This is a genomic window from Moorena sp. SIO4A5 (assembly GCF_010672005.1).
Taxonomy (GTDB): Bacteria; Cyanobacteriota; Cyanobacteriia; order Cyanobacteriales; family Coleofasciculaceae; genus Moorena.
Genome location: NZ_JAAHHZ010000091.1, coordinates 1 through 25,079 on the forward strand (window position 1 = coordinate 1; position 25,079 = coordinate 25,079).

A 25,079-nucleotide genomic window follows, 5' to 3' on the forward strand; every position below is an offset into this window, starting at 1 on the left:
TGTCACTCGGATTTCACGAGGGGTGGAATTTCACCACCATGGTTATCAAGTTGTCATGGTTCATTTAACCAAGCAGCTAATCCTCCAAATCCTTATTGGATAAGGTTTATAGCTAACGAATCGCACCTCGAAATTGGTACCAACCTGCATCGTTAATAGACTTAGCTAAACAGTGGTTTTTAACCAGGTTTTTAACTCTTAAATCTTGCCTTCGGCACGCTGCGCGAACGTAGGCGACCAGGTCGTTAGACCGGATTACGCAGCGCGCCGGAGACGAAACCTTAGATAGTGGAGCCTTTATGGGTGTTCGGCTTTGCATAAAAGGGTTAAATCTTTTGTAATAAGGCTCCACTATCTTACGGTAACTTCTAACCAGTCTCTTGGCGTGCTCTTCACGTTGTCTACTTATTTTAAGGTGTGTCCTACCTAGTCTATTAATTGCTTTTTTACGGTTAGCAGAGCCTTTCTTTTTTCGAGAAACTCGACGTTGATAAAACTTTAAGTGCTTTTCACCTTTTTTGTAAAACCTGGGATTAGGTTCAGAGTATCCGTCAGAGTCGGTATAAAACTCCTTCAAGCCTACGTCCAATCCAACAGTAAAGCCAGTGGCTTCTAATTGTTCTGAATTGTCTACTTTGACGCAAAACTGGACATAGTAACCATCGGCTTTTTGGACAATCCGAACTCGCTTGATTAATTTTTGTTCGAATCTCCACAAGTCCCAGGTCCCCTTGAGCTTGACTTTTCCGATACCCTTCTTGTCGGTGAATTTTATGGACTTATTATCTGGGGATAACTTCCATCCAGATTGCTTATACTCCACTGATCTAGAATGTTTCTTGAAACGAGGATAACCCTTCTTTCCAGGAATTTTATTTTTGCAGTTATCGAAGAAACGTTTGATAGCACGTTCTACGTTCTCAACAGAGGCTTGGCAAGCATGACTATTGAGGTCTTTAACAAATTCAAACTCTTCCCTTAGTTGAGTGTTGTATCGATAGAGTTCTTTCTTCCCTGTTCCACGATTGTCCATCCAATACCGAAGTACCTTGTTACGGACAAAACGAGCCGTTCTAATGGCTTCATTTATTGCCAACTTTTGAGGCTCTTTAAGGACAGCCTTGAATTCCATAACCAACACTTAAAATCACCTCCTTGGTATTGATGCATTGCTTTCTATTATAGTCGATATCTTAGGACGAAAATTTCCGGGCAGTTAGGGAATAAATTCCTGTTCGGGCTAACCCCATGGATAGAATCGGTGGGGCGTTGCGCCCTCAGGGTCTTTGGTCACTTGTTTTCAACCCTTTCAACCCCCAGCTTCAGCGTGGGGGCTATCCACTTCTAAATTTTTAGGATTAGTTACCATCCCTGATAGTGCCAAGGATTGCCCGTGCCATGCTACTGAGCCAAACAAGGGCAAAATCTGCCTACAGAAGGCTTCTGTTGCTTTGGAAAGGTAACGATTGGGGTTAATCACCAAAGACAATACCCGTTTAACCACTACTCCCTCTATTTTTGCCCTGTGTAGCACCCCCATTTGTAATTCTTTTTCAATAGCTGTAATCGATACAAAGGCAGCTCCTAGTCCTGACTGTACTGCATTCTTAATCGCTTCAATGGAGTTAAGTTCCATCTCCACCTTAAACCGTTTAGCATCAATGCCACTGCGACCTAATACCTGGTCAATTACCTTACGGATGGTGGATTGGGAGTCCAAGGCAATAAACTGTAACTTATACAGGTCTTCTTTTTGGATCTTCTCCAAATTAGCCATGGGATGAAATGCAGGCAAGATTAGTACTAGCTCATCTTCAGCATAAGGACTAATGGTCAAGGTTTCTTGAAGTTCTGGGGGAACTTCACCACCAATAATGGCTAAATCCACTAGTCCATTGGCTACACCCCAGGAAGTGCGGCGAGTGGAGTGAACCTGTAATTGTACTGTCACCTCAGGATAGCTTTGTCGGAACATACCAAGCATCCGAGGTAGTAGATAGGTTCCGGTAGTTTGAGATGCACCAATAATTAAGGTCCCACCTTGGAGACTTTGTAAGTCGTCAATGGCTCGGCAGGTTTCCTGGCATAGAGCCAGAATTTTTTCCCCATAGTCCAACAGCAGGTGTCCAGCTTCCGTCAGTTGGGCACGGCGTCCACCCCTGTCAAATAACGGCACCTCTAACTGTCGCTCTAAATTTTGTACTTGCAGGCTGATAGCAGGTTGGCTTACGTATAGACTATCAGCAGCACGCTTGAAACTCCCCTCAGTAGCGATCGCTTTGAGTATACGGAGTTGATCGAGAGAAAAAGGTAGGTCAGACATAGGGCTAAACCATTAACAGAAAGGAGCGAGCTGAAATCGAAACTAACATAACCAGGACTCAAGTTCCTACTCCGTCTTGATGCAGTCGCTCATGGGGGGGACCCCCAAGACCGTAATGGTGCTTTTTCCGTAGGCGAATTAAATTCGCCACGGGTCGCACCTCTGCATCGCTTTTTTGCTATAATAGAGCGTTATTTCCCATCTATCACCCTTGCCTATGGTATTTCCAAATTGGCTGAGTGTCAGCCACTTTGTCATGTTTGGGTTGCTATTGACTTTTGCGATCGCTCATAGTGGTTTAGCCGCCCTGCGTTCTAAGGGTGAACAAATAATTGGTCCAAGGCTTTATCGTATTGTCTTTGCTTTAGTGAGTCTTCCGCTAGCAGTTGTATTAATTATTTACTTTTTGAACCATCGATATGATGGTATACAGTTGTGGCTCCTTCAGGACCTGCCAGGTATTAAGTCATTAGTATGGGGGCTTTCAGTCATTTCTTTCTTGTTTCTTTATCCAGCTACGTTTAATTTATTAGAAATTGCTGCGATTCAAAAGCCCCAAGTCCATCTGTATGAGTCTGGCATTATGCGGGTTACCAGGCATCCCCAAATGGTAGGACAAGTAATATGGTGTATTGCCCATACCCTCTGGATTGGTAGCACCTTTACCCTATTGACCTCCGTGGGATTAATTCTCCACCATCTTTTCGCTGTCTGGCATGGAGACCGCCGGTTGTTGGCACGGCATGGAGAAGCCTTTTGTGCACTCAAAGCTCGCACATCCGTAATCCCTTTTTTGGCAATTATCCAGGGACGTCAATTCCTGAGATGGCAGGAGTTTGTTCGTCCGGCATACCTAGGAGTCATCGGTTTTACTGGGCTGTTGTGGTGGGTACATCCCCTCATGATTACAGCTGTAGCCCAAGTAAATTGGTAATTAGGACATTTCTGTTGCTCAGATGATCCCGATTCGATGTAGCATGATCCCAAACAAATCTAAAAACCCTTATATTTCAAAAAATCATGGTATTGTCTGTTGATGAACGGACGTTTTCAAAAACAGTTTTAGACTCTTCTGAGCCAGTTATCGTTGATTTCTGGGCTCCCTGGTGTGGAGTATGCCGGTTTGTTCACCCCATACTTGAGGAATTCCAAGCTCAAGGAAGCAATGATGTCAAGGTTGTCAGAGTAAACGCCGATAACAATCTCAAGCTTGCCAATACCTATCGACTCAAGACCCTACCGACATTGCTATTCTTTGAGCAAGGTCAGTTGGTCTCACGAATAGAAGGTTTCCAAGGTCGGGATGAGCTGCTCAGGGAAATTGCCAGGCTGCTCAAATCACACTGCCAATACCCAGATTTGACCAAGGAGTTGGATAAAAGGCAGCGCCAAGGTTTGAAAGCTTTTTCGGCCAATATCCCCTCTAGAGAAATTCTACGTCTTAGGTCTTAGGTCTTAGGTCTTAGGTCTTAGGTGCAAGAGGGTAATGGTACACAAGGAAAGCTGTTGACACCCGACCTGCTTTACCCGGCGCTAGGGAACTGGGTCAGAACACCCTTAGCCATTCAACCTAAAAGCCTAAAACCTTCACTTAAACTAATTAGCTAATTAGCGACTCTTAACCTAATTAGCCATTGAATTGGTCATCGGTAACCAGGTTGTGGGTTTACCATTTCCCATGACCAATTTCCCTTTCCCATGACCAATTACCAATTACCAATTACCAATTACCAATTACCAATTACTAATTGGTTTCTGACTCTTGTGCCTGAACTGTCCCTGTGAATTGATAAAAGTTATATTATACCACTTTCATGGCTAGGAATTGGGAAAGTATCCGTGCCAAAAAGATAAATTTTTGTTAATTAAATTTTCTTATTATTTTCATCAAATATTGGGATTATCTGATGATTACTCGTTTTGATCAGATATTTTGTAATGAAGATTACTAAAAAGGTTAAGATTTGTATCAGATATGAGACCTTAGTGGCCTATTCACCGGATGGCGGCTGTTGGTAGTAGTCACCGCAAACCAATGCCAACCGTGAGTCCATGGTCTAGGCTGCTATAGTGCAGTTGAGATTAAAGGATCTGGCCTTCTACAGACAAACAAAAAGAAAAACTTTAGACATCAGCGGTTTACAGTTTGCCAAAATAGTAACGAAATCTGAAGTAGGCTGTCTTCAATGGAACCGCTTTATCAATATGCCTGGCTAATCCCAGTGTTTCCCTTGGCAGGGGCAATGCTGGTTGGTCTGGGGCTAATTTCCTTCAATAGAGCAACAAACCGTCTGCGGCAGCTGTTAGCTGTATTTATTGTCTCCTGGTTGGGGGCGTCCATGGTGTTCTCCTTTGCTATACTCTGGAGTCAATTTCATGGTCATGAACCCTATCAACGCACCCTGGAGTGGGCTGCTGCTGGCAATTTTCACCTAATGATGGGCTATACCATCGATCACTTAACCGCACTGATGCTGGTAGTGGTGACCACCGTAGCTTTTCTGGTCATGATTTATACCGATGGCTACATGGCTCATGACCCCGGTTATGTGCGCTTCTATGCTTATTTAAGCTTGTTTAGTTCCTCTATGCTCGGTTTGGTGGTTTCTGCCAACCTGTTGCAAGTTTATATTTTCTGGGAACTGGTGGGAATGTGTTCCTACCTGCTCATTGGATTCTGGTATGACCGTAAGGCAGCAGCAGATGCTTGTCAAAAAGCTTTCGTGACTAACCGTGTCGGAGACTTTGGTCTGCTGTTAGGCATGTTGGGACTCTACTGGGCAACTGGCACCTTCGACTTTGATGCCATGGGAGCCAATCTGGAAGCCTTTGTCGAATCCGGTTACCTGGGTGCAGGCATGGCAGCTGTGTTCGCTGTCTTAGTGTTTCTCGGTCCGGTGGCTAAATCCGCACAATTTCCCCTCCACGTTTGGCTTCCCGATGCCATGGAAGGCCCAACCCCAATCTCTGCCCTAATTCACGCCGCAACTATGGTAGCCGCTGGGGTGTTTTTGATTGCGAGGATGTACCCCGTGTTTGAAGGGATTCCAGTCGCCATGACTGTGATTGCCTGGACGGGAGCATTTACCGCTTTCTTAGGGGCAACCATTGCTATTACTCAAAATGATATTAAGAAAGGGTTAGCCTATTCAACTATGTCTCAATTGGGTTATATGGTAATGGCAATGGGCATTGGAGCCTATGGTGCTGGCTTATTTCACCTGATGACCCACGCTTATTTCAAAGCCATGCTGTTCCTCTGCTCTGGGTCAGTAATTCACGGTATGGAAGCTGTGGTTGGCCATGACCCGATTTTGGCTCAGGATATGCGGTTAATGGGAGGCTTGCGTAAGTTTATGCCCATTACCTCCCTGACATTCCTAATTGGAACCTTGGCAATTTGTGGAATTCCACCCTTCGCAGGGTTCTGGTCAAAAGATGAAATCTTAGGCAGTACTTTTGAGGTAAGTCCAATACTTTGGGGAATTGGCTGGCTGACCGCTGGAATGACTGCTTTCTATATGTTCCGGATGTATTTCTCCACCTTTGAAGGGGAATTTCGGGGCAATGAGATGGAAATTCGTCATCAACTCAAAGAAGCTGCTGGTGTAGCTGTACCTGCTTTTGGTCCTGGTGCTATGGATGTACGGGAACTTGAGGCTCAGGCTGACGATGATCACCACGACCACCACCACAGTGAGTTTCCCCATGAGTCACCCTTAACGATGACACTACCGTTGTTAGTGTTAGCCGTGCCATCGGTACTGATTGGTTTGGTGGGAACTCCCTTTAACAACTACTTTGAGGAATTTATCCACCCAGCCAGTGAAACCATAGCCGAAGTCGTGGCAGAAGCAGAAGCCTTTGACTGGTCAGAATTTCTGATTATGGGCGGCAGTTCCGTGGGAATCGGTCTGATTGGGATTTCCGTTGCGGTACTGATGTACTTACAGGGCAAGATTGACCCCAATGCGATCGCTAAAAAAATCCAGCCCCTATATCAGCTGTCTCTCAATAAGTGGTACTTCGATGAAATTTATGACCGGCTGTTTGTTCAGGGAAGCCGTCGATTAGCACGGCAAGTTATGGAAGTAGACTACCGTATCGTTGATGGTGTAGTCAACCTGACTGGCTTTTTCACCCTGCTCAGTGGTGAAGCACTGAAATACGTAGAAAACGGTCGTGCCCAATTCTATGCTCTAATTGTCTTCCTCGCAGTACTGGGTTTAGTAATTGTCTCAGGTGTGACCTGACCTGCTTTGTTAATTGTTAGTTGTTTATACACAATTAACAATTAACAATTAACAATTAACAATTTGCAATTTTATTTTGACCAATGGTGACTGACTAGTTGACTATGACAGATTTCCCCTGGCTAACAATAATTATTCTGTTTCCGATTGCGGCATCGCTTCTGCTCCCGTTTCTGCCAGAAAAAAATGGGACTTGGGAGCGTTGGTACTCTTTAATTATCGGGCTAATTGATTTTGCCCTAATTGTCTATGCTTTTGTGACCCAGTACGACCTGAGCAACCCAGAACTGCAACTGGTCGAAAAATACAGCTGGGTGCCTCAAATGGACTTGAATTGGTCAGTAGGTGTAGATGGCTTATCCATGCCTCTTGTTTTACTGACTGGCTTTATTACTACCCTAGCGATGCTGGCAGCTTGGCCGGTAACCTTCAAGCCTAAGCTATTTTACTTCCTGATGTTGGCAATGTACGGTGGTCAGATTGCTGTATTTGCTGTTCAAGATATGCTGTTGTTCTTCTTGGTATGGGAACTGGAGTTAATTCCGGTTTACATGCTACTGTCAATCTGGGGGGGCAAAAAGCGTCTCTATGCAGCTACCAAGTTTATCCTCTACACCGCAGGGGGTTCCCTGTTTATCTTGCTAGCTGCCTTAGGCATGGCATTCTATGGAGATACCGTAACCTTTGATATGCGATCGCTCGCCCTCAAAGATTACGCCCTCAATTTCCAGCTATTGCTTTACGGAGGCTTCCTGATTGCTTACGGGGTCAAGCTACCCATCTTCCCTCTACATACCTGGTTACCAGATGCCCATGGGGAAGCCACAGCACCGGTACACATGCTCCTGGCTGGCATTCTGCTGAAAATGGGGGGATATGCCCTAATCCGCATGAATGCTGGCATGCTACCCGATGCCCATGCCGTGTTTGCTCCCGTATTGATAATTTTAGGGATTGTCAATATTGTCTATGCTGCCCTTACCTCCTTTGCCCAGCGTAATCTCAAGCGTAAGATTGCTTACTCATCCATTTCCCATATGGGATTTGTCTTAATTGGTATTGCTTCTTTTACCGACTTAGGCATGAGTGGAGCAGTGATGCAAATGATTTCCCACGGTTTAATTGGTGCCAGCCTATTCTTCTTAGTAGGAGCTACCTATGACCGTACCCATACCTTGATGCTCGATGAGATGGGGGGTGTTGGTAAGAGAATGGGCAAAATGTTCGCCATGTGGACAACCTGTTCCATGGCATCCTTAGCATTACCCGGAATGAGTGGGTTTGTGGCAGAAGTGATGGTGTTTGTTGGCTTTGCCACCAGTGATGCTTACGGTTCCTTGTTCAAAGTATTAGTGATCGTCCTGGCAGCTATCGGGGTTATCTTAACACCAGTTTACCTGCTCTCCATGCTGCGGGAGATTTTATACGGTCCGGAAAACAAGGAATTAGTCGCCCACGAAGCCTTGATTGATGCTGAACCTCGGGAAGTGTTTATTATTGCCTGTCTGTTAGTACCAATTATCGGCATTGGTTTGTATCCGAAAATTGTGACTCAGATCTATGACGCTACCACAGTCCAGCTAACCGCACGACTCCGCAACTCTGTACCAACCTTGGTCAACGAAGCACCAGTAGCACTAGAAAATGCTCCAATAGTTTCTGTCGCTCCATCCATTGCTCCTCGTTAGGGATTGATCTGGTTTACCGTTGACTAGTGCTTAGTAGGGTGGGCAAAAACAGTTCTATTGTTTTGAGTATTCGAGACTAGATTACTAATGGTGCTTAGTAGGGTGGGCAAAAACAGTTCTATTGTTTTGAGTATTCGAGACTAGATTAGTTTGCCCACCATACTAGTGATTAACAAATTAGCAGCGTTTAATGTAGGGGTAGTATGAACCAACCCCTACATTTTTTTGTTGCCAAAGCCCCCAAAAAGCTCCCTTATATCATGTCAGGATAATTACCCTTAATAAAAATCTCCCCCATCTCCCCATCTCCCCATCTCCCCACACTTTTATTATGGGTATTCAACCGAACTTGATATTAGAGAAGCTATTGCTAGCGATCGCTTAACCAAAACTGATCTTAAAATATAAGAAACTTGTGCGGGAAGTAGCTAAATCATGACATTAGCCACCACAGCTGTTGAAACTAATCCCATTGTGCTGAGGATGCCTCCAGCATTGGATATGGATGATGACCAATTTTTTGAGTTTTGTCAGGTTAATCGAGATTTACGTATTGAACGCACATTAGACGGAGAAATAATTGTTATGCCCCCAACAGGAGGTGAAACATCTGACAGAAATTCCGACATTAATTTTCAGCTACGGTTATGGAACCGCCAAACAAAGCTAGGGAAAGTTTTTGAGTCTTCTTGTGGCAATAAGGCTGCCCAATGGGGCAGATCGTTCTCCTGATGCATCTTGGCTCAAGCTGGAGCGGTGGGAATCCCTGAGTAAAGAACAAAGGAAAAAATTTATTCCTCTGTGCCCAGATTTTGTGATTGAGTTGCGTTCCCCCAGTGATAGGGTAAAAGACCTCAAGGACAAGATGGAGGAGTACATGGACAATGGTGCGAGGTTGGGGTGGTTGATTGAGCCAAATAGTCGTCGGGTGTATATTTACCGTCCTGGTGCTGATGTGGAGCAATTGGAAAATCCCGCTACGGTCAAGGGGGATGATTCAGTGCTGCCTGGTTTTGTCATGGTTATGGAAGAAATTTGGGAAGGTTGAGGGGTAGTACTTTCAGCCTACTCCCTTCGCTCCTTCTTATCCAAAACTGACCTTAGTTATTTTTGCAGTCTGTGATTAACCTCTTCTACTGATATACTCAAAGCTTCAGCTATCTGTTCCACACTCACCCCTAATCCTAATAAATGGGAAATAGCTTTCTGTAGTGCTTGTTCAGTTTTCTGTAGTGCTTGTTCAGCTTCCTCATAAGCCATGTCCAGTTCTTGAAAATTTAATAGCTTTTTACCTAACTTTGGATCGAAAAACTCTAATTTTCCCTGATTCACTTGAAGTTCTAGACCTAAGACTTCACTGTAAATCGAGAAATCTTCATCTCCTAAAGGTTTGCTAGCTATAGGCTCATAGTTTCCCTCCACCAGACGTAATCCTTTCAGGGGTGGTTGGAGATAATCTTCCACAGGGTCATACTGCATGTATTCTAATACTCCCATATCTTGGTATGTTTGGCGATTAAACCTTTGATCAGTTCCCTTAGTACTTATTGAAGTTACTTCTAAGATCCAACTCGGAAAATTTCCGCCTTCTTCCCAAACTTTGTAGTGTTTTCGTAGTTTATTTTCTACTCCGAAAATCACAAATACATCAGGCTCGATTACGGCATCATATATGCCTTCTAGGTAGTAAATCGATAAGTTACCCGAAACATAAACATCGTCTCGATTTTTGAAATAGTTTTTCAAGGCTTCTACGCCATAAATGATATAATCTCGGTTAGGGTCACTTTCTGCCATTGGTGTACCATTAGTATTGCGGTAGAAAAATTTAGGTTTTAATTGCTCATTAGTCATTGGTCATTCAGCAAGGGAGTAGGGAGCAGGGAATAGGGAATAGGGAATAGGGAACAGGGAATAGGTAAGGGGGAATAACCAATTTAAATGTGACGGTTAACCTCTGCCACTGATAAATTTAGTGCTTCAGCTATCTGTTCAACAGTCAAGCCTAAGCTTAATAACTGGGAAATAGCATTCTGTAGCCCTTCTTCCGCTCGTTGTCGGGCTTGAGCTTCGGCAGCTCGCTCTAACTCCGCTTGTTGTCGGGCTTGAACTTCAGCAGCTCGCTCTAACTCCGCTTGTTGTCGGGCTTGAGTTTCTGCGGTTTGCTCTAACTTTGCTCGTTGATAAGCTATCTCCAGTTCTTGAAAATTTAATAGCTTTTTCCCCAGCTTCGGATCAAAAAATTCTAGTTTTACCTGATGCACTTGCAGCTCTAGACCTAACACTTCACTATCAATAGAAAAATCTCCATCCCCTAAGGGCTTGCTGGGGATAGGTTGATACTTTCCCTTCACCAAACGTAATCCCTTAAGTGGCGGGTTAAGATAATCCCCGGTAGGATCATACTGAAAGTATTCTAATACTCCCATTGTTTGGTATAGTTTGCGTTTTGTGGTTTGATCACTATTCCGGCTGCTTTTTGAGGTTATTTCTAATACCCAACTGGGCAATTTTCCTCCTTCTTCCCAAGCCTTGTAGCTTCTTCGCTGTTTGTTTTCCACGCCAAAAACCACAAATACATCAGGAGAGACTACCTGATCGGGTTCTCCTTTCTGGTAGTAAATAAATAAGTTACCCGAAACATAAACATCTTCCCGATTTTTGAAATAACTTTTTAAGGCTTCTACGCCATAAATCAGATAATCCCGAGTAGGATCACTTTCTGTCATAGGCTTACCATCACTATCGGGGTAGAAAATTTCGGTTTTGAGTTCGTCAGTTATTTTAGTAATAGGTACTTTAGTCATAGGAAAGACACCTTCTGATTAAAATTGAAACTAGAAACTTGAAACTTATAGCTGATAGCTTACATTAGTGAACCTTTTCTCTATGGGGAAGAAGGGTAATGGTGAAAACACTTTCCCCATTACCCAAAGGTGTAATTGCAATCACACCGCATTACAGAATCTCTAATTACCTTAATTTGACCATCAGTAGAAAAAACAGATCACCTGTCACTGGACATTTGAGCCACTCTATGATAAAGCTGCTAGCATTAACCATCGAAAACCATGGCAAGTGTGGGAAGTATGGGAGGTGTGGGAAGTGTGGGGAGAGAAGAAGAGTGTGGGGAGAGAGGGAAGTGTGGAGAGGGTGGGAACTATGGGGAGGGTGGGAAGTGTGGGGAGGGTGGGAAGTATGGGAGAATTCCTACTCCCTACTCCCTACTCCCTACTCCCTACTCCCTACCCAAGTGATAAGTACTCTAGAATAGATAAACGCTATGTTGAATCGTCGAAGGTTACTAAAGTTAAGTGTTCTTTCAGCTGCTAGTGCCTTGGGTTGGTCAGCAGTTTGCTCAAGGGTGAGAACTGAGGTTAGTAGTAGTGAAATGCCGGACTATAGCAGCACTGGAGTGACGTTATTACAAGAGACAACACCCCTTGAGGATGGCTTTTTCTTTCCGGCGGAATGGCAACCCCATGAATTCACGATCATGGTGTTTCCTCCAGCTCAGAATTGGAAAGGGTATGGTCTGAAGAAGGCAAGGCGGGAATGGGCAGCAGTGGCGAATGCTGTCAATGAGTTTGAACCGGTTTCGATGGTTGTTCATCCTCAAGACAAGGGTGTGGCTAAGGGCTTGTTGAGTTCCGATATCGAACTGATTGAGTTTCCCGTAAACGATGGCTGGGCAAGGGATTCCGGTCCGATGTTTTTGGTGAACGGCAAGGGTTCACGTCGGGTAGCTGGGTTTACTTTCAACGGTTGGGGTGGTAAGTTTCCCCCCTATCACGACGATGCTTTACTAAAGGCGAGATTGTCTCACTATCTTGATACTACCATGTACTTATCCTCTCTAGTGTTGGAGGGCGGTGGTGTCACATTAGATGGTGAAGGTACTATTATCACCACTGAGGAATGTTTACTTAACCCTAATCGCAACCCCACCATGAGTAAGTCTCAAGTTGAGAGATTGTTGAAGCACTATCTCGGGGCTGAAACCGTGGTTTGGCTAGGTCGTGGTATCGTACCTGATCCGGTGACAGATGGACATGTGGATGGGATTTGCGCATTTGCCGCACCTGGATTGGTCTTACTCCATAGCACTGATGATAGGAATGATCCAAACTACAAGATTTGTCGGGATGCTAAGCATCGATTACAACAAAGTACTGATGCTCGCGGACGTAAGTTTGAGATTGTTGAGATTCCTCTTGGCTTAGATGTTGCTCATATGAATTTTTATATTGCTAATAATGCTGTGATCGTTCCAGTTGCTGGTGACTCAAGCCAAGATGATGCTCCCCTTGCTATTCTGCGTGAGGTTTTCCCTGGGCGGAAGGTTGTTGGTGTGGATAGTTTAATACTAGCTGAAGGTGGAGGAGGAGTTCATTGTATTACCCAACAGGTACCTGTTGCTAATGGGGTAAGCATTCAGCAGTCAGCAGTCAGCAATCAGTAAATTTTGGGGCAGGAAACAGGCAAGATGCCTGTTCCACCAACATGCTTGTTCTACACAAATAACTATTTAAGCAAAATTTAACAAATAGTCTCTGATTTTATGACAGTTTTATATTATTAATTCCTAGATAATTTTCTTGATAATCTGCTCAAACTACAGGTTATTAACTTCAGCCTTTCAAAAGATACCATCAAATTCACCAGCCTCAAATCTTTTTCTCAATTCCTGGCGCTGAATTTTGCCGATCGCTGTTTAAAGACTGAGAACCTAGACACAGAAGGTGATACAGCACCCGTAGACTCAATTTGTAATAAAGAAATTCCCTATATACAAATTGAGTCTACCAGGCTCAAAAAACCCCTGGATAAAGGAGATGGCGACCTCCCTTAAACAGCTATTGAGTCAGCTCTTTATGCTGTCTGCTTTTTCAATGTGCCGCCAGCTGCAATAACACCCAAAGCAATAAGAGAAAGGGTAGAAGCGGGTTCGGGAACGGCACTAGATGCTACAATATCAGTCTGAACGATCCGACTATTGAGGGATTGTACATCGCGAGCATTGCCATTGGGAAAGAGCGTCTGAAAATTGTCAAGTTGCCCTTGGGACAATTCGAGTGTTTCGTTCAGCACAACCCATTTTACGCCCTCAGTAAAGGGTGGCGTTGTCAATGAGCCAGTAAATTGATATGAGGATAGATCATTGGGTAATAAACTACTCAGCTCAAAGTTATTGATGGGAATCTCAGTACTCGTTTCTTGTGGCGGTAAATTTGAAAATATTGGGTCTAGCAATACGTTGAATTTACCTTCTTCAATCCATCTGGCAACTACTAATAAATCACCATCATCACTTTCATGAACCAGGTGCAATTCCCCTGGAAAAGCTTGTCCATCCAGTGTGTTCTCACTGGGCGAATGGAAGTGAAACTGCTTAAGTTCAAATTCTTCAGATTCAAACTCCAGAATACCTGCACCATCCTCTACAACTGCTTCAATAGTGCCGAACTCGTCGGGTGAACCAGTATTAATTATTGCTAGTTCAGTGTCATCACTGTAGGTGAAATTTAGGGAAGGTAGACTATCTACTTTGTTTTCAGAGCGTATGTCAATAGGACTTTGTTCGAGTTGTGCATGTGCAGGGGTCTCATGACTGGCTAAAATTACCAATCCAAGTCCAACAGATACAAATAACACTTCTTGCCTCATGTGCCAAATTGTCATTACTAATGTATGTACTACTGGGTACAGACCAGTTGGATAAAATGCCTGAACCTATTGCTTAGATTAAATTACAGCGACATCGAAAGTGGCTCCGTGTACGCTTATATATTGATAATACCAAAAAAACGGCCCCCGCACTTCAAATATCCAAACCCCATGCCAAGGCTTGTTTTTCTCTCTAAAATAAATAAAAAAAACAGCTAAAAACATCCCCTGATTCTGATGATTCGCGCGATGAATCTATTTCCAGTAGCCAGTAGGGTGTGTTAGGGACGGGCTCCCCTTGATTTTACGCCTCTTGACATCGGTTGAGACAGCCCGGCCCGTAACGCACCACCGGGTCAAACTCCTGACTCCCGACTCCCGATTCCCTACTCCCTACTCCCTACTCCCTTTTCCCTTTTCTCTATAATGAGAAATAAATCAAAAAAAAACTACCAATATCATGCTGGATTGGTTAGCAATTTGGGGAATTTCTAGTGCCGGTGGCTATCTCGCTAAAGAAGTAATTGGTCCCTTGGCAAAAGACGCTCTAGAAGACTACACCAAAGACTTCTTCAAAGAGTCTATCAAAGACTATACTGGACTATCCGATCAAACTACCCAGAAAAAACTCTTCGGTAAAGCCTTAAAAGAATTTGTAGCCTTAGTTGAAAAGGAATTGGACGATGCTGACCTATCCAAGCAAGAATTAAAACAGTATACTAAACCCCTCAAGCAGTATATTAAGAACAAATCCATTAAAGCTATCCTAGGCAGTGCCTTTAGATATGGCTGTCAGCAACTAGATACTGAGACATTAGCTAAGACTTGGATTGAGCTTAAGTTATTACCATTACCGGAAGAATTTCGTTGGAAGTATATTGCTAGACAGTATCTCAAGCAAGTACACACTATCATCCGGGAATCGGATCAGTTGCGGCCTATCCGAGATTCCCAAACCTTGGATGCGATCGCAAACAACACAAAAGCTAACGCAGGCATTATCCCAGACTTTGACTTAAGCACCTATCAAGAAGCACTCCTAGAGCGCTACGGTAATCTGGGCTTAGATAGTTTAGATACCAGTGGCTATGCCTATAACGAACTAAAACTCTGGAGGATATTTATCCCCCAAAATGTGCGAGAGGTTCATGACCTGATGCCGTCAGCTCTTCATGAACTTCCTAAAGATTATTATAAACAACTGGGAGACAGTGATCAACTAGATATAGCAATTGCTCTAGAGGAGTTGAAACGAGCCAAAGACCTTTATCATCAACAGCCGCTTAAATCCGTATTGGATGTTATTAATGACTCTCAAGGCTATCGCTATTTGGTGGTTTTAGGAGACCCAGGCTCTGGTAAATCTACGTTGCTCCAGTATTTAGCATTGGAGTGGGCAAGAACAGATTTGACTACTGCCCTTTCTCTACCAATTCCATTACTGATTGAATTACGCACCTATATCCGCAATCGCGATAGTGGACAGTGTAATAACTTCTTGGAATTCTGCCATCAAAGCAGTGGCTCCATCTGTCATATCAATCAACATCAACTGCATCACCAGTTAAAGGCTGGCAAGCTGTTAGTCATGTTTGTTCGCGTAGCGTGGCCAACGGCCATGGCTTGGATGAAGTGTTTGAACCAGGCAAACGAGAAGATGTGATTACCGATATTCATCGCTTTACCAATACCTATCCTAAGGTAAGAGTAATTGTTACATCTCGCGTCATTGGTTATAAACCCCAACGGCTACGAAATGCTCAATTTCGTCATGTGATGCTCCAAGACTTGGAGTCGGAACAAATTCAAACCTTTATCCACCACTGGCATGAGTTAACCTTTACGAATCAAGCCGATAAAGTTAGGAAACAGGAGCGCTTACAAAAAGCAATAGACACATCCTCCCCGATTCGACAACTGGCGGGAAATCCCCTATTACTAACCATGATGGCAATCCTGAACCGCAATCAAGAATTGCCTCGTGACCGCTCTGAACTCTATAACCAAGCGTCTCGATTACTGCTTTATCAATGGGATGTAGAGCGAGCATTACTAGAAGATAATCGTGTTGATCCCAAGACTATCGATTATAAAGATAAGCAACAGATGCTCGGTAAAGTGGCATATTTTATGCAGGGCAATCAAGCAGGGTTAGCGGGAAATCTGATTAGTGGAGAGGATTTAGAAAGGATTATCAAAGAGGAGCTGAAATTACGAGACGTTACTAATCCCAGAGCCGTTGCTAAGGTAATGATTAATCAGTTGCGCACCCGCAATTTTATCTTGTGTTTCATGGGAGCAGATTACTACGCCTTTTTGCATCGGACATTTTTGGAATATTTCTGTGCTTGGGAATTTGTCAGGAAATTTGAAAAAAAACAGGATATTTCCCTAGAACAGTTGAAAACTGAGGTATTTGCTAAGCACTGGCGGGATGAATCTTGGCATGAAGTGCTCAGGTTGATTGTGGGCATGATTGATTCCATTAAAGCTGGAGAGATTATTGAGTATTTGATGGCACAAGATGGAGAAAGTAATAAGTTTGGGAATTTATTTCTGGCAGCGGATTTTTTGTCTGAAGTCAGGAATCGGTATGAAATTAAATCAACGGATACTCGATTGCTGAATCACTTCAAAGACTTAATTGATCATGATCAAAATATAAAAAGATTCAGTGATAGTGATATTCTCACTAAAGTTGTTGTAGCAGTAGCAACCCATTGGCAAGACCACCCAGATACCTTAGCCCTACTTCAACAATCAGCTCGCTCTGATACTTCTTGGTTGGTGCGAGCTACAGCAATTGAACAGTTAGCTCAAGGTTACAAAGACCACCCAGATACCTTAGCCCTACTTCAACAATTGGCTCGCTCTGATACTTCTTGGTGGGTGCGAGATACAGCAATTGAACAGTTAGCTCAATGTTACAAATACCACCCAGATACTTTACCTCTACTTCAACAATCGGCTCGCTCTGATACTGATTGGGAGGTGCGAATTACAGCAATTCAACAGTTAGCTCAATGTTACAAAGACCACCAAGATACCTTAGCCCTACTTCAAGAATCCGCTCGCTCTGATACTGATACGTATGTGCGAGTTACAGCAATTCAACAGTTAGCTCAAGGTTGGCACGATCGCGTAGCGTGGCCTACGGCCAATCAGCCTTGGTTATTTGAATTTTTATGCGTTCGCACTCTCAATGATCTTTTTGAGCGCAAGAAAAGCTGGGATGACAATCCTCGACAAGTAGCCCTTAATGCCATCCTCGAATATTATCCTAACCATTCCCAAACCCGATCCTTATTGCTCGATAGAGCAGAGCATGACTCCGATCCTAAACTGCGGGAGTTTGCTCAAGAGAAATTAGCAAAATTACGGTAGTTCTGATAGTAATCAAGTACACAGGATTTTTTACCTGTTCCCTGTTTCCTAAAATTCTAAACTTGTTTACTTCACCCAAAAAGGCTTGATAAGTATTATGAAATATAGTAAATTGCTTAACAGCCAGTAAAGCACTCCCAAAGTCGAAAACCTTGGGAGAGTCATTTTAGGTTACATTAAATCCAGTCTAGCATCCCTGTTTGAATTGTGAAAATCAAACCATGGGAATAGATTTGAATGTAGAATGTAGAATTAAGAATGTAGAATTTATAATTTAGAATTTGTAAGCAGGTACACAAAAATGATTACACATTTTACAAAAACCAAAGCCTTACAATGTAAGGATTACATAAATTGAGAGTAGGTAATTAATTCTGTGTAGGTGTTTAATTCTACATTCTTAATTCTACATTCTTAATTCTACATTCTTAATTCTACATTCTTAATTCTACATTCTTAATTCTACATTCTTAATTCTACATTCTTAATTCTACATTCTTAATTCTACATTCTTCATTTTTAATTCGAGAACAATCGCTCCAATAACGGTTTAGGAATTGTCTCGAAATCCTCCAACAACAAATCCATAATGGCCAGATGGCGCAAGTGACCAGGAGTCGGAGGGTAACAGCGACGACTGGTGTTAAACCAGCCGTTAACAGTGTGAACGGAACAAGAGCAGATTAAAGCCATCTCTTCCCGACTCAAGTCCCACTTACTGTAAAACCGTTGCGGTGTCATACCCAATTCGCAGTAACTATACAGTCGGATTAGGATTTGCTCTCGCTCAGTGATGGGATAGGGATAGGAATTCTCGCCCTTTAACTCCCTCTGTTGTGCAAGCTGTTCAAGGCGCTCCATTGTGCTACGCACACGCTACGCGAACGCTTCGTGATAATCGATGGAATGATAAACAAATCGTTTTTTTGCCATTATTATAGAATTACCTCCATGTAACTTGGGGGGGAGAGCCGCGCTTCCAGGTTGGTGGCCGATGAGCGCGGCTCTTTTTCCAATGAATATATTGTAACCAATGGCTACTATTATTGTCAACAATAAAACCAAAAAAATCAATAAAATTATCAAATTGTTTAATAAATAGTTACAATCTAACGATTAGAAGGGTAATTTTTTTAGCTAATAGCTGTATTCTGGATCATGGCAGTATAAACTTAGTGATTGCCCCAAGTTTAAAATTTACTTGTCAAGGTAGGGAACAGGAATCCCCCCTAATATCAAGTCAGGTTGAATACCCATAATTAGAGGGAGGGTGGCAAGTGTGGGAAGTGTGGGAAGTGTGGGGAGGGTGGGAAGTCTGGGGAGATAGGGAGATGGGGAGATGGGGAGATGAGGAGATGAGGAGATGGGTAATTGGTAGCGAAGCAACCGTTAACCTTTGACCAACCTTTGACCAACCTTGGCCAAAAGGCCACGCTACGCGAACGACCAACCTTGGCCAAAAGGCCACGCTACGCGAACGACTAACCTTGGCCAAAAGGCCACGCTACGGAACCTGCAACCTTGGCCAAAAGGCCACGCGTGCGCGTTCAACCCAACCTGCAACCTTCAACCTGCAACCTTAAACCTTCGTAGGATACTCTTGAATGTTCTCATCAAAAAACCCGGTCAAGACCGGGAAAATTGCTGAAAAACCAATCAACTTACCAAAGCTTGGCTTTATTACAAAAAATCGTGGAATGTTTGGAAGCCCCGTCTATGAACGGGCAGGGTGCTGACCCTTGATGACCTTTAGACTGAAAAGAGAAAACACTCCCACACCTTGTACCCTTTTTTGAGATCCTAAAAGGTCATCAATTATTAACATTCCCAGACTAGGGCCAGCTCAGAAACCTTCTATGTGACTATCTGATAATGTTACAGGTGAGGGGGCAAGCGGCATAAACCGGAGTCTGGATCAGATCAGGCTCGCCATGTAGCCAATTTAACCAACGAACTTCCTGAGGATGAACCCCCTTAAAGGTTAAGACTCCTGCACCTAATACCACTGCTAAAACATTTACTCCAATCAAACTCCCTGCTACGAGTAATACAGCACTAACCGGCAGAATCGATTGTAGAGCGATCGCTAACAAAGAGCCGGTGGTCACCATCAATACAATCAACGGAAAACCGACAACCAGTAAGCAAACTGCCAAGGTAAATGCCCAAATTAAAAAGCTTTTGACCACTGCTAATGAATCAGTTTGTGTCAAGCTTTGACTTGTGGTTAATGCCATGGTGTTTTCTCCAGTAATCATTAAAAAAAATGAATTGACAGTGTCTGCCCTTGATTGACAGGGTCTGTCCTTGAGTAAATTCTTTGATTTGAAATTTTCTAGGTGAGTTCAAGTATAGGTAAAATTTTGATGAAGATGAACCTTTTGTCAAAAAAGTTTACAGTCAACTCGTCCGACCTATGTATCAAAATTGTTACAATCGTTAAAAGCCGGAAATTATTGGTTATCTTAAGACAGACCGATAATCTACCATTAGACAGATGAATCAATTTTTCATCGCTGATACATAGACCGAAGATATAGACCCAATCAGTTATAGCGTTATAGTTAGAGTTATATAGACCGAATCAGTTATAGAGTCGCAAGAACAAGAAAGGGAGCTAGGGTCGGGCATCGGATCAGGATGGGTGAGGGTTTGAATCCGATTTGCTTAACATTTGTTATAATTTGCTTAATATATATTATCCAAATTGAGGAGTTTTATCATATTAAGCATAATTACTGATAATTACGCATAATTACTCATATTAGGTATTTGTGATTAGGTATTTGTGATTAAGACTTCCCCCCCGTCCCTTGGTCAACCCTAATCTTAGGGGTGCTTTGAATCTTAGGGGCGCTTTGCTTGCGCCCTCACGGCTTGGTCTGGGCCCTCACGGTGATCTTAAATCTGGTTTTGAGCAGGGGAGAGGGTTTTAGAGTTTTTGCTGCTTACTCAAAAATAAACAATCACAAACAATAACAAACAATTAGATGGTGACAGCTAAGGAATTTCAAAACATACATAGTCCTATAAACACATCACCTCATCACCATTTATAGCTCGAAGACATGAAATTAGTGTATAGCGTTTCTTATACTTATCAGGTACACTCAATTTTCCTACCCCGACTCCCTACTGCCGACTCCCTACTCCCTACTCCCTACTCCCTACTTCCTACTCCCTACTCCCTACTCCCTACTCCCTACTGCCATTAACCCAGGACGAAAATCCCTTACCTAAGGTAGAACTGTTATAAGTTATACTCAACCCTAACTGTTGGGAAAACTTAATGTAAGAGTTTGTAAAATAAATTCTCGTAGCCCAACTGTAGTTGGTAGTTGAAAGATGACAGACCCACAGCGTTCACCCCGCATTGCACCAGCACCACCGCCTTTGAATGTAGCGTCTAGACCAGTATCTGCTCAAGCCAATCAATCAAGACCTGCACAACCAAGAGCCATGGCTCCAAGAAGCCGTCAAGCCGGTGCCCCAGTAGCCTCACGCCCTCGCCCTGTGGCCACAGCAGCTCAGAATTCAGCCACTAAGGTCCAAGCCAAACCATCCGCCAATCAGCACCAGCAGACACCCAGTAACATCGGTCTGCCTCCTGGACAGTCAAGCTTAGAAAGCATTGTCCGTCAGGCCTTTGAGAAAGGAATTTCTGATATTCATCTAGGTGTTGGTGAAACTCCCCGTTTCCGGAATCGTGGGGAAATGGAGCCAACGGAGTATCCAGTCACAGATCAGGCAACATTTAGCTGTTGGCTCAAGGAAATACTGACTGATGAAGAAATCCGACGCTTTAGAGAAGAGTTGGAATTTGATGGGGCAACTCAGTACGAGTTTAGTCGGGTCAGGATTAATATCTTCGATAGTCTTCTTGGTCCTGCCATGGTCTTGCGGATTATTCCCCTGAAGATATTGACCCTTGAGCAGTTGCGGTTGCCTGCAATCCTGAAAGATGTCTGTCACTACCATAAAGGTCTCATTTTGGTCACCGGTCCGACAGGTTCCGGAAAATCTACCAGCATGGCCGCCATGATAGACTATATGAACAAAGAGATGCCGCGACATATAATTACCATTGAAGACCCCATTGAATTTATCCACCAAAGTCGGAAATCTCTGATTAAACAGCGGGAAGTAGGAATGCATACCCGTAAATTTGACCGGGCCTTGAAAGCTGCTTTGCGGGAAGACCCCGATGTGATTCTGATTGGGGAAATGCGAGACCGAGAAACAGTCAATACAGCTCTGAAGGCTGCTCAAACTGGTCATTTGGTCATGGGTACTTTGCATACCAACAGTGCGGTCAAAACCATTGAGCGGATTCTCAATCTCTACAATCCAGAAGAACAGCCTCCCATGCGGGTGGCTATATCAGAAGCCCTAGTGGCAGTGATTTCCCAAGGGTTGTGTCGTACTACCGATGGCAAGCGTGCTGCTTTCCATGACATCCTGATTAATACTGAATCCATTAAGGATTACATCCTCAAGGGCAAATACGAAGAAATTGAACAACTGATGGCGGACAGTGAATTTGACGGTATGGTTACTGTAAATAAATCCTTGTTCGCTCTTTACCAAGAGGGGCGTATTACTGAGGAAACTGCCTTGGAAAAGTCACCCACTCCCAACGAGATCGCAATGATGTTGCGCGGTCGGATCTAGGGATTAGCCACACTTGTATTAGGGATTAGGAATTAGGGATCAACACTTAACCCCTAATTCCTAATCCCTAACCCCTAAAACCATTACCTAAAACCTAACACTTAAAGTATTAAAATAATTTTGACATAGTACTAGCATATGCTGGATGAAACCCCCTCGCCCCAACTGTTTAAAGGTATTGCTATATTTACACCAGGGGAAGATCTAGTATATAGCATTGACTTTAATAAGCAGAGTCACTGGCATCTGCATCTGTGTGCGAGTTTACAGGAAATACTGGGGTTACCAGAGCCACCTCATTTTTTAGTCCCGGGATATACTGCCACCATTGATCGGTGGATGGACTCTCAAACCAATCAGTTGCGCATGTCAGCAGAAATTCATTGGTTGGTGCAACATCATCAGGCATTGTTAAATGCAGTATTTGGCACAGACAACCTGATTTGGCAAGTAGCCCCTTGGGAGGAAGAGTCCTGTGACCCGGCGGTGCTAGAAACTTATCGCAATCAGTTTCCCCAACTCTGGGAAAACCATGACTTGATCCTGCGCATTGACCGCCCAGAGCCATTATCCTACTGCGATACAGAAGACGTTTTGCCAGAAAGGGTTACTAACCAAAACTCTGGCAGATCTTCACCTCAGGAGCATTTGAGAGCTATGGAAAAGCTGCCCGTTTTATCTAAGTCTACCACTGATAGTACAGACTCACTGACTGTCACCGATGTCACCAAACCTGATTCTTTATCCAGGATATCCTTGCCTGATGTGTCTCACTCCCAGGCACAACCTACCCATAGCTATGTCCTGCGTTTGTTCGTTTCCGGACATAGTACAGAAACTGAGTATACTCTCAAGAGTCTATACCAGTTGTTAGAGAATCATTTAGGTCATCCCTATACCCTAAAAATTATTGATGTTTTCAAGCACCCAGAACTGGCAGAAACTGATCAGATCTCGGCTACACCAACACTACTCAGAGTATGGCCCGAGCCTGTCCGGCGGATTATCGGTGATTTGAATGATATTGATCAGGTATTGCAGAGATTAACCAGCAATATAGTTAACTCCTCAGCACTTAAGCAATAAGCTTTTAATCGGTAATTTTAATCGGTAATAGCTAATATAGCAGTTCTCAATTTGGTATTGAGAACTGCTATATGTTACTTTTGTTTAGCAGCAGCTTTCTTTTTGGTCTTTTTGGTCTTTTTGCTAGCATTGGCAGCTTTTTTAGCCGCTTTGGCCGCAGCGATCGCTTTTAACCGAGCTTCTTCTTTTTCCTGGGCAATCTTTTCGAGGTAGTAGTGGTAATCGCCCAGATAGGTGCAGAATTCGCCATCCCGGATTTCTACTATTTTGTTTGCCACTTTCGAGATAAAATAGCGGTCGTGGGAAACAATAATTACTGTACCATCATAGGTACCGAGTGCTTCCTCCAACATTTCTTTGGCTGGGATATCCAGGTGATTAGTCGGCTCATCCAGAATTAGTAAATTAGCGGGAGCAAGGAGCATTTTGGCTAAGGCCAGGCGGGCTTTTTCGCCTCCACTAAGGGACTCAACCTTTTTATATACCGTGTCCCCAGTAAACAGAAACCGTCCCAATAGGGTACGCACTTCCTGATTTTTCCAGTCTGGGACTTCATCATGGATGGTTTCCATGACCGTTTTGCTTAATTCTAGGGCTTCTGCTTGATTCTGCTCAAAGTAACCAGGAATGACATTGTGTTTGCCCAGTGTTACTATTCCTTCTGTGGACTGTTCCATTCCTATGATCATGCGGAGTAAGGTGGATTTACCGCAACCATTGGGACCGATGAAAGCTATGCGATCGCCCCGTTCAATCAACAAGTCTGCTCCCAGAAATAAAATCTTGTCATCATAGTCATGGACTAAATCCTTGATTTTGACTACCTCAACACCACTACGAGGGGCAGGAGGGAATTGGAATTTCAGGGTTTTGAGATTAGCAGTGGGGGCTTCTATCCGTTCAGTTTTTTCTAATTGTTTCTCTCGGCTTTTGGCTTGGGTAGACCGGGTTGCACTAGCACGGAAACGCTCAATAAAGGCTTGCTGCTTTTCTATTTCCTTTTGTTGACGCTCGTAGCTACTCAGTTGAGCTGCCTGCATCTCGGCTTTCTGCTGGAGATAAGCTGAGTAATTGCCTAGGTAGGTAGTCGAGACACCCCGTTCGGTTTCCACAATTTGGGTGCAGAGGCGGTCAAGAAACTCCCGGTCGTGAGATACTATTACCATTGGGGTCTTCAGACCCTTGAGATACTTTTCCAACCATTCGATGGTTTCCAAGTCAAGATGGTTAGTCGGCTCGTCCATCAGTAGGACGTCTGGCTTCTGGAGCAGGATTTTGCCTAAACTCATGCGCATTTGCCAGCCACCACTGAAAGCACTCACTAAGCGATCGCTATCCTGTGGCTCAAATCCCATCTCCGGCAAGATCTTGTCAATTTTTGCTTGTAAGCCATAACCATCAAGGGCTTCAAATTGGCGCTGCAACCTATCTAGCTTTCTAATCAGTCCTTCCAATTCTGCTTCATCAGCCATTTCCATGGCGTTTTGCACTTGTAGGATTTCCTCGTTTACCTGGTTAGCTTCCTTAAATACCGTCCAGAATTCTGCTGAAACCGTGCGGGTTGGGTCTACTTCAAATTCTTGGGTGAGGTAAGCGATATGAAGACTGGCAGGACGGATAACAACACCACTGGTGGGTTCCATCTCTCCAGCAATAATTTTTAGTTGGGTAGATTTCCCGGCACCGTTGACGCCAACTAAGCCAATGCGATCGCCTGGTTTAACTTCCCAGTTGACATCCTTTAGAACTTCGCCAGTGGGGTATACTTTACTAATGTGTTCGAGTCGCAGCATTAAGATGTCTCCAAGGAAAATTTTAGCTGGGGACTTTTAGTCCTGATCCCAAGTTGCTGTCGGGTTGACTAGAGAAGTGTGGCTGACAGGGATTCCCCTGTTCCTTTGACCATTAGTCCTTCTCAGTTTTCCCATCTACAGCAGATTATCCCTGGAAACCGCCACCTACAGTAGACCTCTTGCATCAATGGTGCCAAGCCCCGATTATCCCCTG

21 protein-coding genes and 2 pseudogenes are annotated in these 25,079 nt (G+C 43.7%); 15 read left to right on the forward strand and 8 right to left on the reverse strand.

The features are described 5' to 3' along the window. Window positions 1-127: 127 nt before the first annotated feature. A pseudogene (locus tag F6K57_RS23780) lies at window positions 128-1,132 on the reverse strand (transposase); the annotation flags it as partial. 177 nt (window positions 1,133-1,309) lie between these two features. Next, a complete protein-coding gene (locus tag F6K57_RS23785; protein ID WP_293017627.1) occupies window positions 1,310-2,323 on the reverse strand; it encodes a LysR family transcriptional regulator in 1,014 nt (337 codons plus the stop codon). Between the two features lie 217 nt (window positions 2,324-2,540). Between F6K57_RS23785 and F6K57_RS23790 the strand changes: the two genes are divergently transcribed. From F6K57_RS23790 to F6K57_RS23810, 5 genes and pseudogenes are all read left to right on the forward strand, one after another. Continuing rightward, window positions 2,541-3,257 (forward strand): NnrU family protein, encoded by a 717-nt coding sequence (locus F6K57_RS23790; protein WP_293017629.1) that lies wholly within the window; start codon window positions 2,541-2,543, stop codon window positions 3,255-3,257. 86 nt (window positions 3,258-3,343) lie between these two features. Next, complete coding sequence (gene trxA, locus F6K57_RS23795; protein WP_293017631.1) at window positions 3,344-3,775, forward strand: thioredoxin; 432 nt, start codon at window positions 3,344-3,346, stop codon at window positions 3,773-3,775. 734 nt (window positions 3,776-4,509) lie between these two features. Further along, window positions 4,510-6,576, forward strand: a complete 2,067-nt coding sequence (locus tag F6K57_RS23800; RefSeq protein ID WP_293017632.1) for an NAD(P)H-quinone oxidoreductase subunit 5 — start codon at window positions 4,510-4,512, stop codon at window positions 6,574-6,576. 104 nt (window positions 6,577-6,680) lie between these two features. Continuing rightward, window positions 6,681-8,264, forward strand: a complete 1,584-nt coding sequence (locus F6K57_RS23805) for an NAD(P)H-quinone oxidoreductase subunit 4 (protein WP_293071053.1) — start codon at window positions 6,681-6,683, stop codon at window positions 8,262-8,264. 435 nt (window positions 8,265-8,699) lie between these two features. Beyond that, window positions 8,700-9,312, forward strand: a pseudogene (locus F6K57_RS23810) (Uma2 family endonuclease). A 56-nt stretch (window positions 9,313-9,368) separates the two neighbouring features. Here the strand turns inward: F6K57_RS23810 and F6K57_RS23815 are convergent. Then, on the reverse strand, window positions 9,369-10,118 hold the full coding sequence (locus F6K57_RS23815) for a Uma2 family endonuclease (RefSeq protein WP_293039629.1): 750 nt from the start codon (window positions 10,116-10,118) through the stop codon (window positions 9,369-9,371). A gap of 83 nt (window positions 10,119-10,201) precedes the next feature. Beyond that, on the reverse strand, window positions 10,202-11,071 hold the full coding sequence (locus F6K57_RS23820) for a Uma2 family endonuclease (protein WP_293071055.1): 870 nt from the start codon (window positions 11,069-11,071) through the stop codon (window positions 10,202-10,204). Between the two features lie 264 nt (window positions 11,072-11,335). On the opposite strand from F6K57_RS23820, the gene F6K57_RS23825 reads away from it, so the two are divergent. Beyond that, window positions 11,336-11,521, forward strand: a complete 186-nt coding sequence (locus tag F6K57_RS23825; protein ID WP_293060070.1) for a hypothetical protein — start codon at window positions 11,336-11,338, stop codon at window positions 11,519-11,521. Window positions 11,522-11,547: 26 nt separating this feature from the next. Then, a complete protein-coding gene (locus F6K57_RS23830; protein ID WP_293071057.1) occupies window positions 11,548-12,726 on the forward strand; it encodes an agmatine deiminase family protein in 1,179 nt (392 codons plus the stop codon). Window positions 12,727-13,136: 410 nt separating this feature from the next. Here F6K57_RS23830 and F6K57_RS23835 read toward each other — a convergent pair whose 3' ends face one another. Beyond that, on the reverse strand, window positions 13,137-13,946 hold the full coding sequence (locus tag F6K57_RS23835) for a carbonic anhydrase family protein (protein WP_293060058.1): 810 nt from the start codon (window positions 13,944-13,946) through the stop codon (window positions 13,137-13,139). 283 nt (window positions 13,947-14,229) lie between these two features. On the opposite strand from F6K57_RS23835, the gene F6K57_RS23840 reads away from it, so the two are divergent. Genes F6K57_RS23840 through F6K57_RS42130 form a run of 3 tightly spaced genes read left to right on the forward strand, consistent with a single transcriptional unit; the run spans window position 14,230 to window position 17,315 of the window. Then, window positions 14,230-14,358: a hypothetical protein gene (locus F6K57_RS23840; protein WP_293071059.1), complete on the forward strand. Its 129-nt coding sequence runs from the start codon at window positions 14,230-14,232 to the stop codon at window positions 14,356-14,358. A gap of 33 nt (window positions 14,359-14,391) precedes the next feature. Beyond that, window positions 14,392-15,594 carry an NACHT domain-containing protein gene (locus tag F6K57_RS42125; protein ID WP_364303930.1) on the forward strand — a complete coding sequence of 401 codons (1,203 nt, stop codon included), beginning with the start codon at window positions 14,392-14,394 and terminating at the stop codon, window positions 15,592-15,594. After that, on the forward strand, window positions 15,537-17,315 hold the full coding sequence (locus tag F6K57_RS42130; protein WP_364303932.1) for a HEAT repeat domain-containing protein: 1,779 nt from the start codon (window positions 15,537-15,539) through the stop codon (window positions 17,313-17,315). The genes F6K57_RS42125 and F6K57_RS42130 overlap by 58 nt, the downstream gene beginning before the upstream one ends. A gap of 519 nt (window positions 17,316-17,834) precedes the next feature. Here the strand turns inward: F6K57_RS42130 and F6K57_RS23850 are convergent. After that, window positions 17,835-18,188, reverse strand: coding sequence for a hypothetical protein (locus F6K57_RS23850; RefSeq protein ID WP_293071061.1), 354 nt, complete (start codon window positions 18,186-18,188; stop codon window positions 17,835-17,837). Window positions 18,189-18,592: 404 nt separating this feature from the next. On the opposite strand from F6K57_RS23850, the gene F6K57_RS23855 reads away from it, so the two are divergent. Then, window positions 18,593-18,715 carry a hypothetical protein gene (locus F6K57_RS23855; protein WP_293017651.1) on the forward strand — a complete coding sequence of 41 codons (123 nt, stop codon included), beginning with the start codon at window positions 18,593-18,595 and terminating at the stop codon, window positions 18,713-18,715. A 17-nt stretch (window positions 18,716-18,732) separates the two neighbouring features. Beyond that, window positions 18,733-18,963: a hypothetical protein gene (locus tag F6K57_RS23860; RefSeq protein WP_293045141.1), complete on the forward strand. Its 231-nt coding sequence runs from the start codon at window positions 18,733-18,735 to the stop codon at window positions 18,961-18,963. 214 nt (window positions 18,964-19,177) lie between these two features. On the opposite strand, the gene F6K57_RS23865 is transcribed toward F6K57_RS23860, so the two are convergent. Beyond that, window positions 19,178-19,552, reverse strand: coding sequence for a hypothetical protein (locus F6K57_RS23865; protein WP_293017653.1), 375 nt, complete (start codon window positions 19,550-19,552; stop codon window positions 19,178-19,180). A gap of 831 nt (window positions 19,553-20,383) precedes the next feature. Here F6K57_RS23865 and F6K57_RS23870 point away from each other — a divergent pair. The 3 genes from F6K57_RS23870 to F6K57_RS23880 all read left to right on the forward strand — a co-directional run bounded on the left by F6K57_RS23870 (window position 20,384) and on the right by F6K57_RS23880 (window position 23,072). Further along, window positions 20,384-20,530: a hypothetical protein gene (locus tag F6K57_RS23870; RefSeq protein ID WP_293045139.1), complete on the forward strand. Its 147-nt coding sequence runs from the start codon at window positions 20,384-20,386 to the stop codon at window positions 20,528-20,530. A gap of 130 nt (window positions 20,531-20,660) precedes the next feature. Next, the gene (locus F6K57_RS23875; protein ID WP_293045137.1) at window positions 20,661-21,986 is read left to right on the forward strand and encodes a PilT/PilU family type 4a pilus ATPase; all 1,326 of its coding nucleotides are present in this window, start codon (window positions 20,661-20,663) and stop codon (window positions 21,984-21,986) included. Between the two features lie 138 nt (window positions 21,987-22,124). Next, window positions 22,125-23,072 (forward strand): circadian clock KaiB family protein, encoded by a 948-nt coding sequence (locus F6K57_RS23880; RefSeq protein ID WP_293017656.1) that lies wholly within the window; start codon window positions 22,125-22,127, stop codon window positions 23,070-23,072. Window positions 23,073-23,146: 74 nt separating this feature from the next. Here the strand turns inward: F6K57_RS23880 and F6K57_RS23885 are convergent, their stop codons facing one another. After that, window positions 23,147-24,865 (reverse strand): ABC-F family ATP-binding cassette domain-containing protein, encoded by a 1,719-nt coding sequence (locus tag F6K57_RS23885; RefSeq protein ID WP_293071089.1) that lies wholly within the window; start codon window positions 24,863-24,865, stop codon window positions 23,147-23,149. Window positions 24,866-25,079 lie beyond the last annotated feature (214 nt).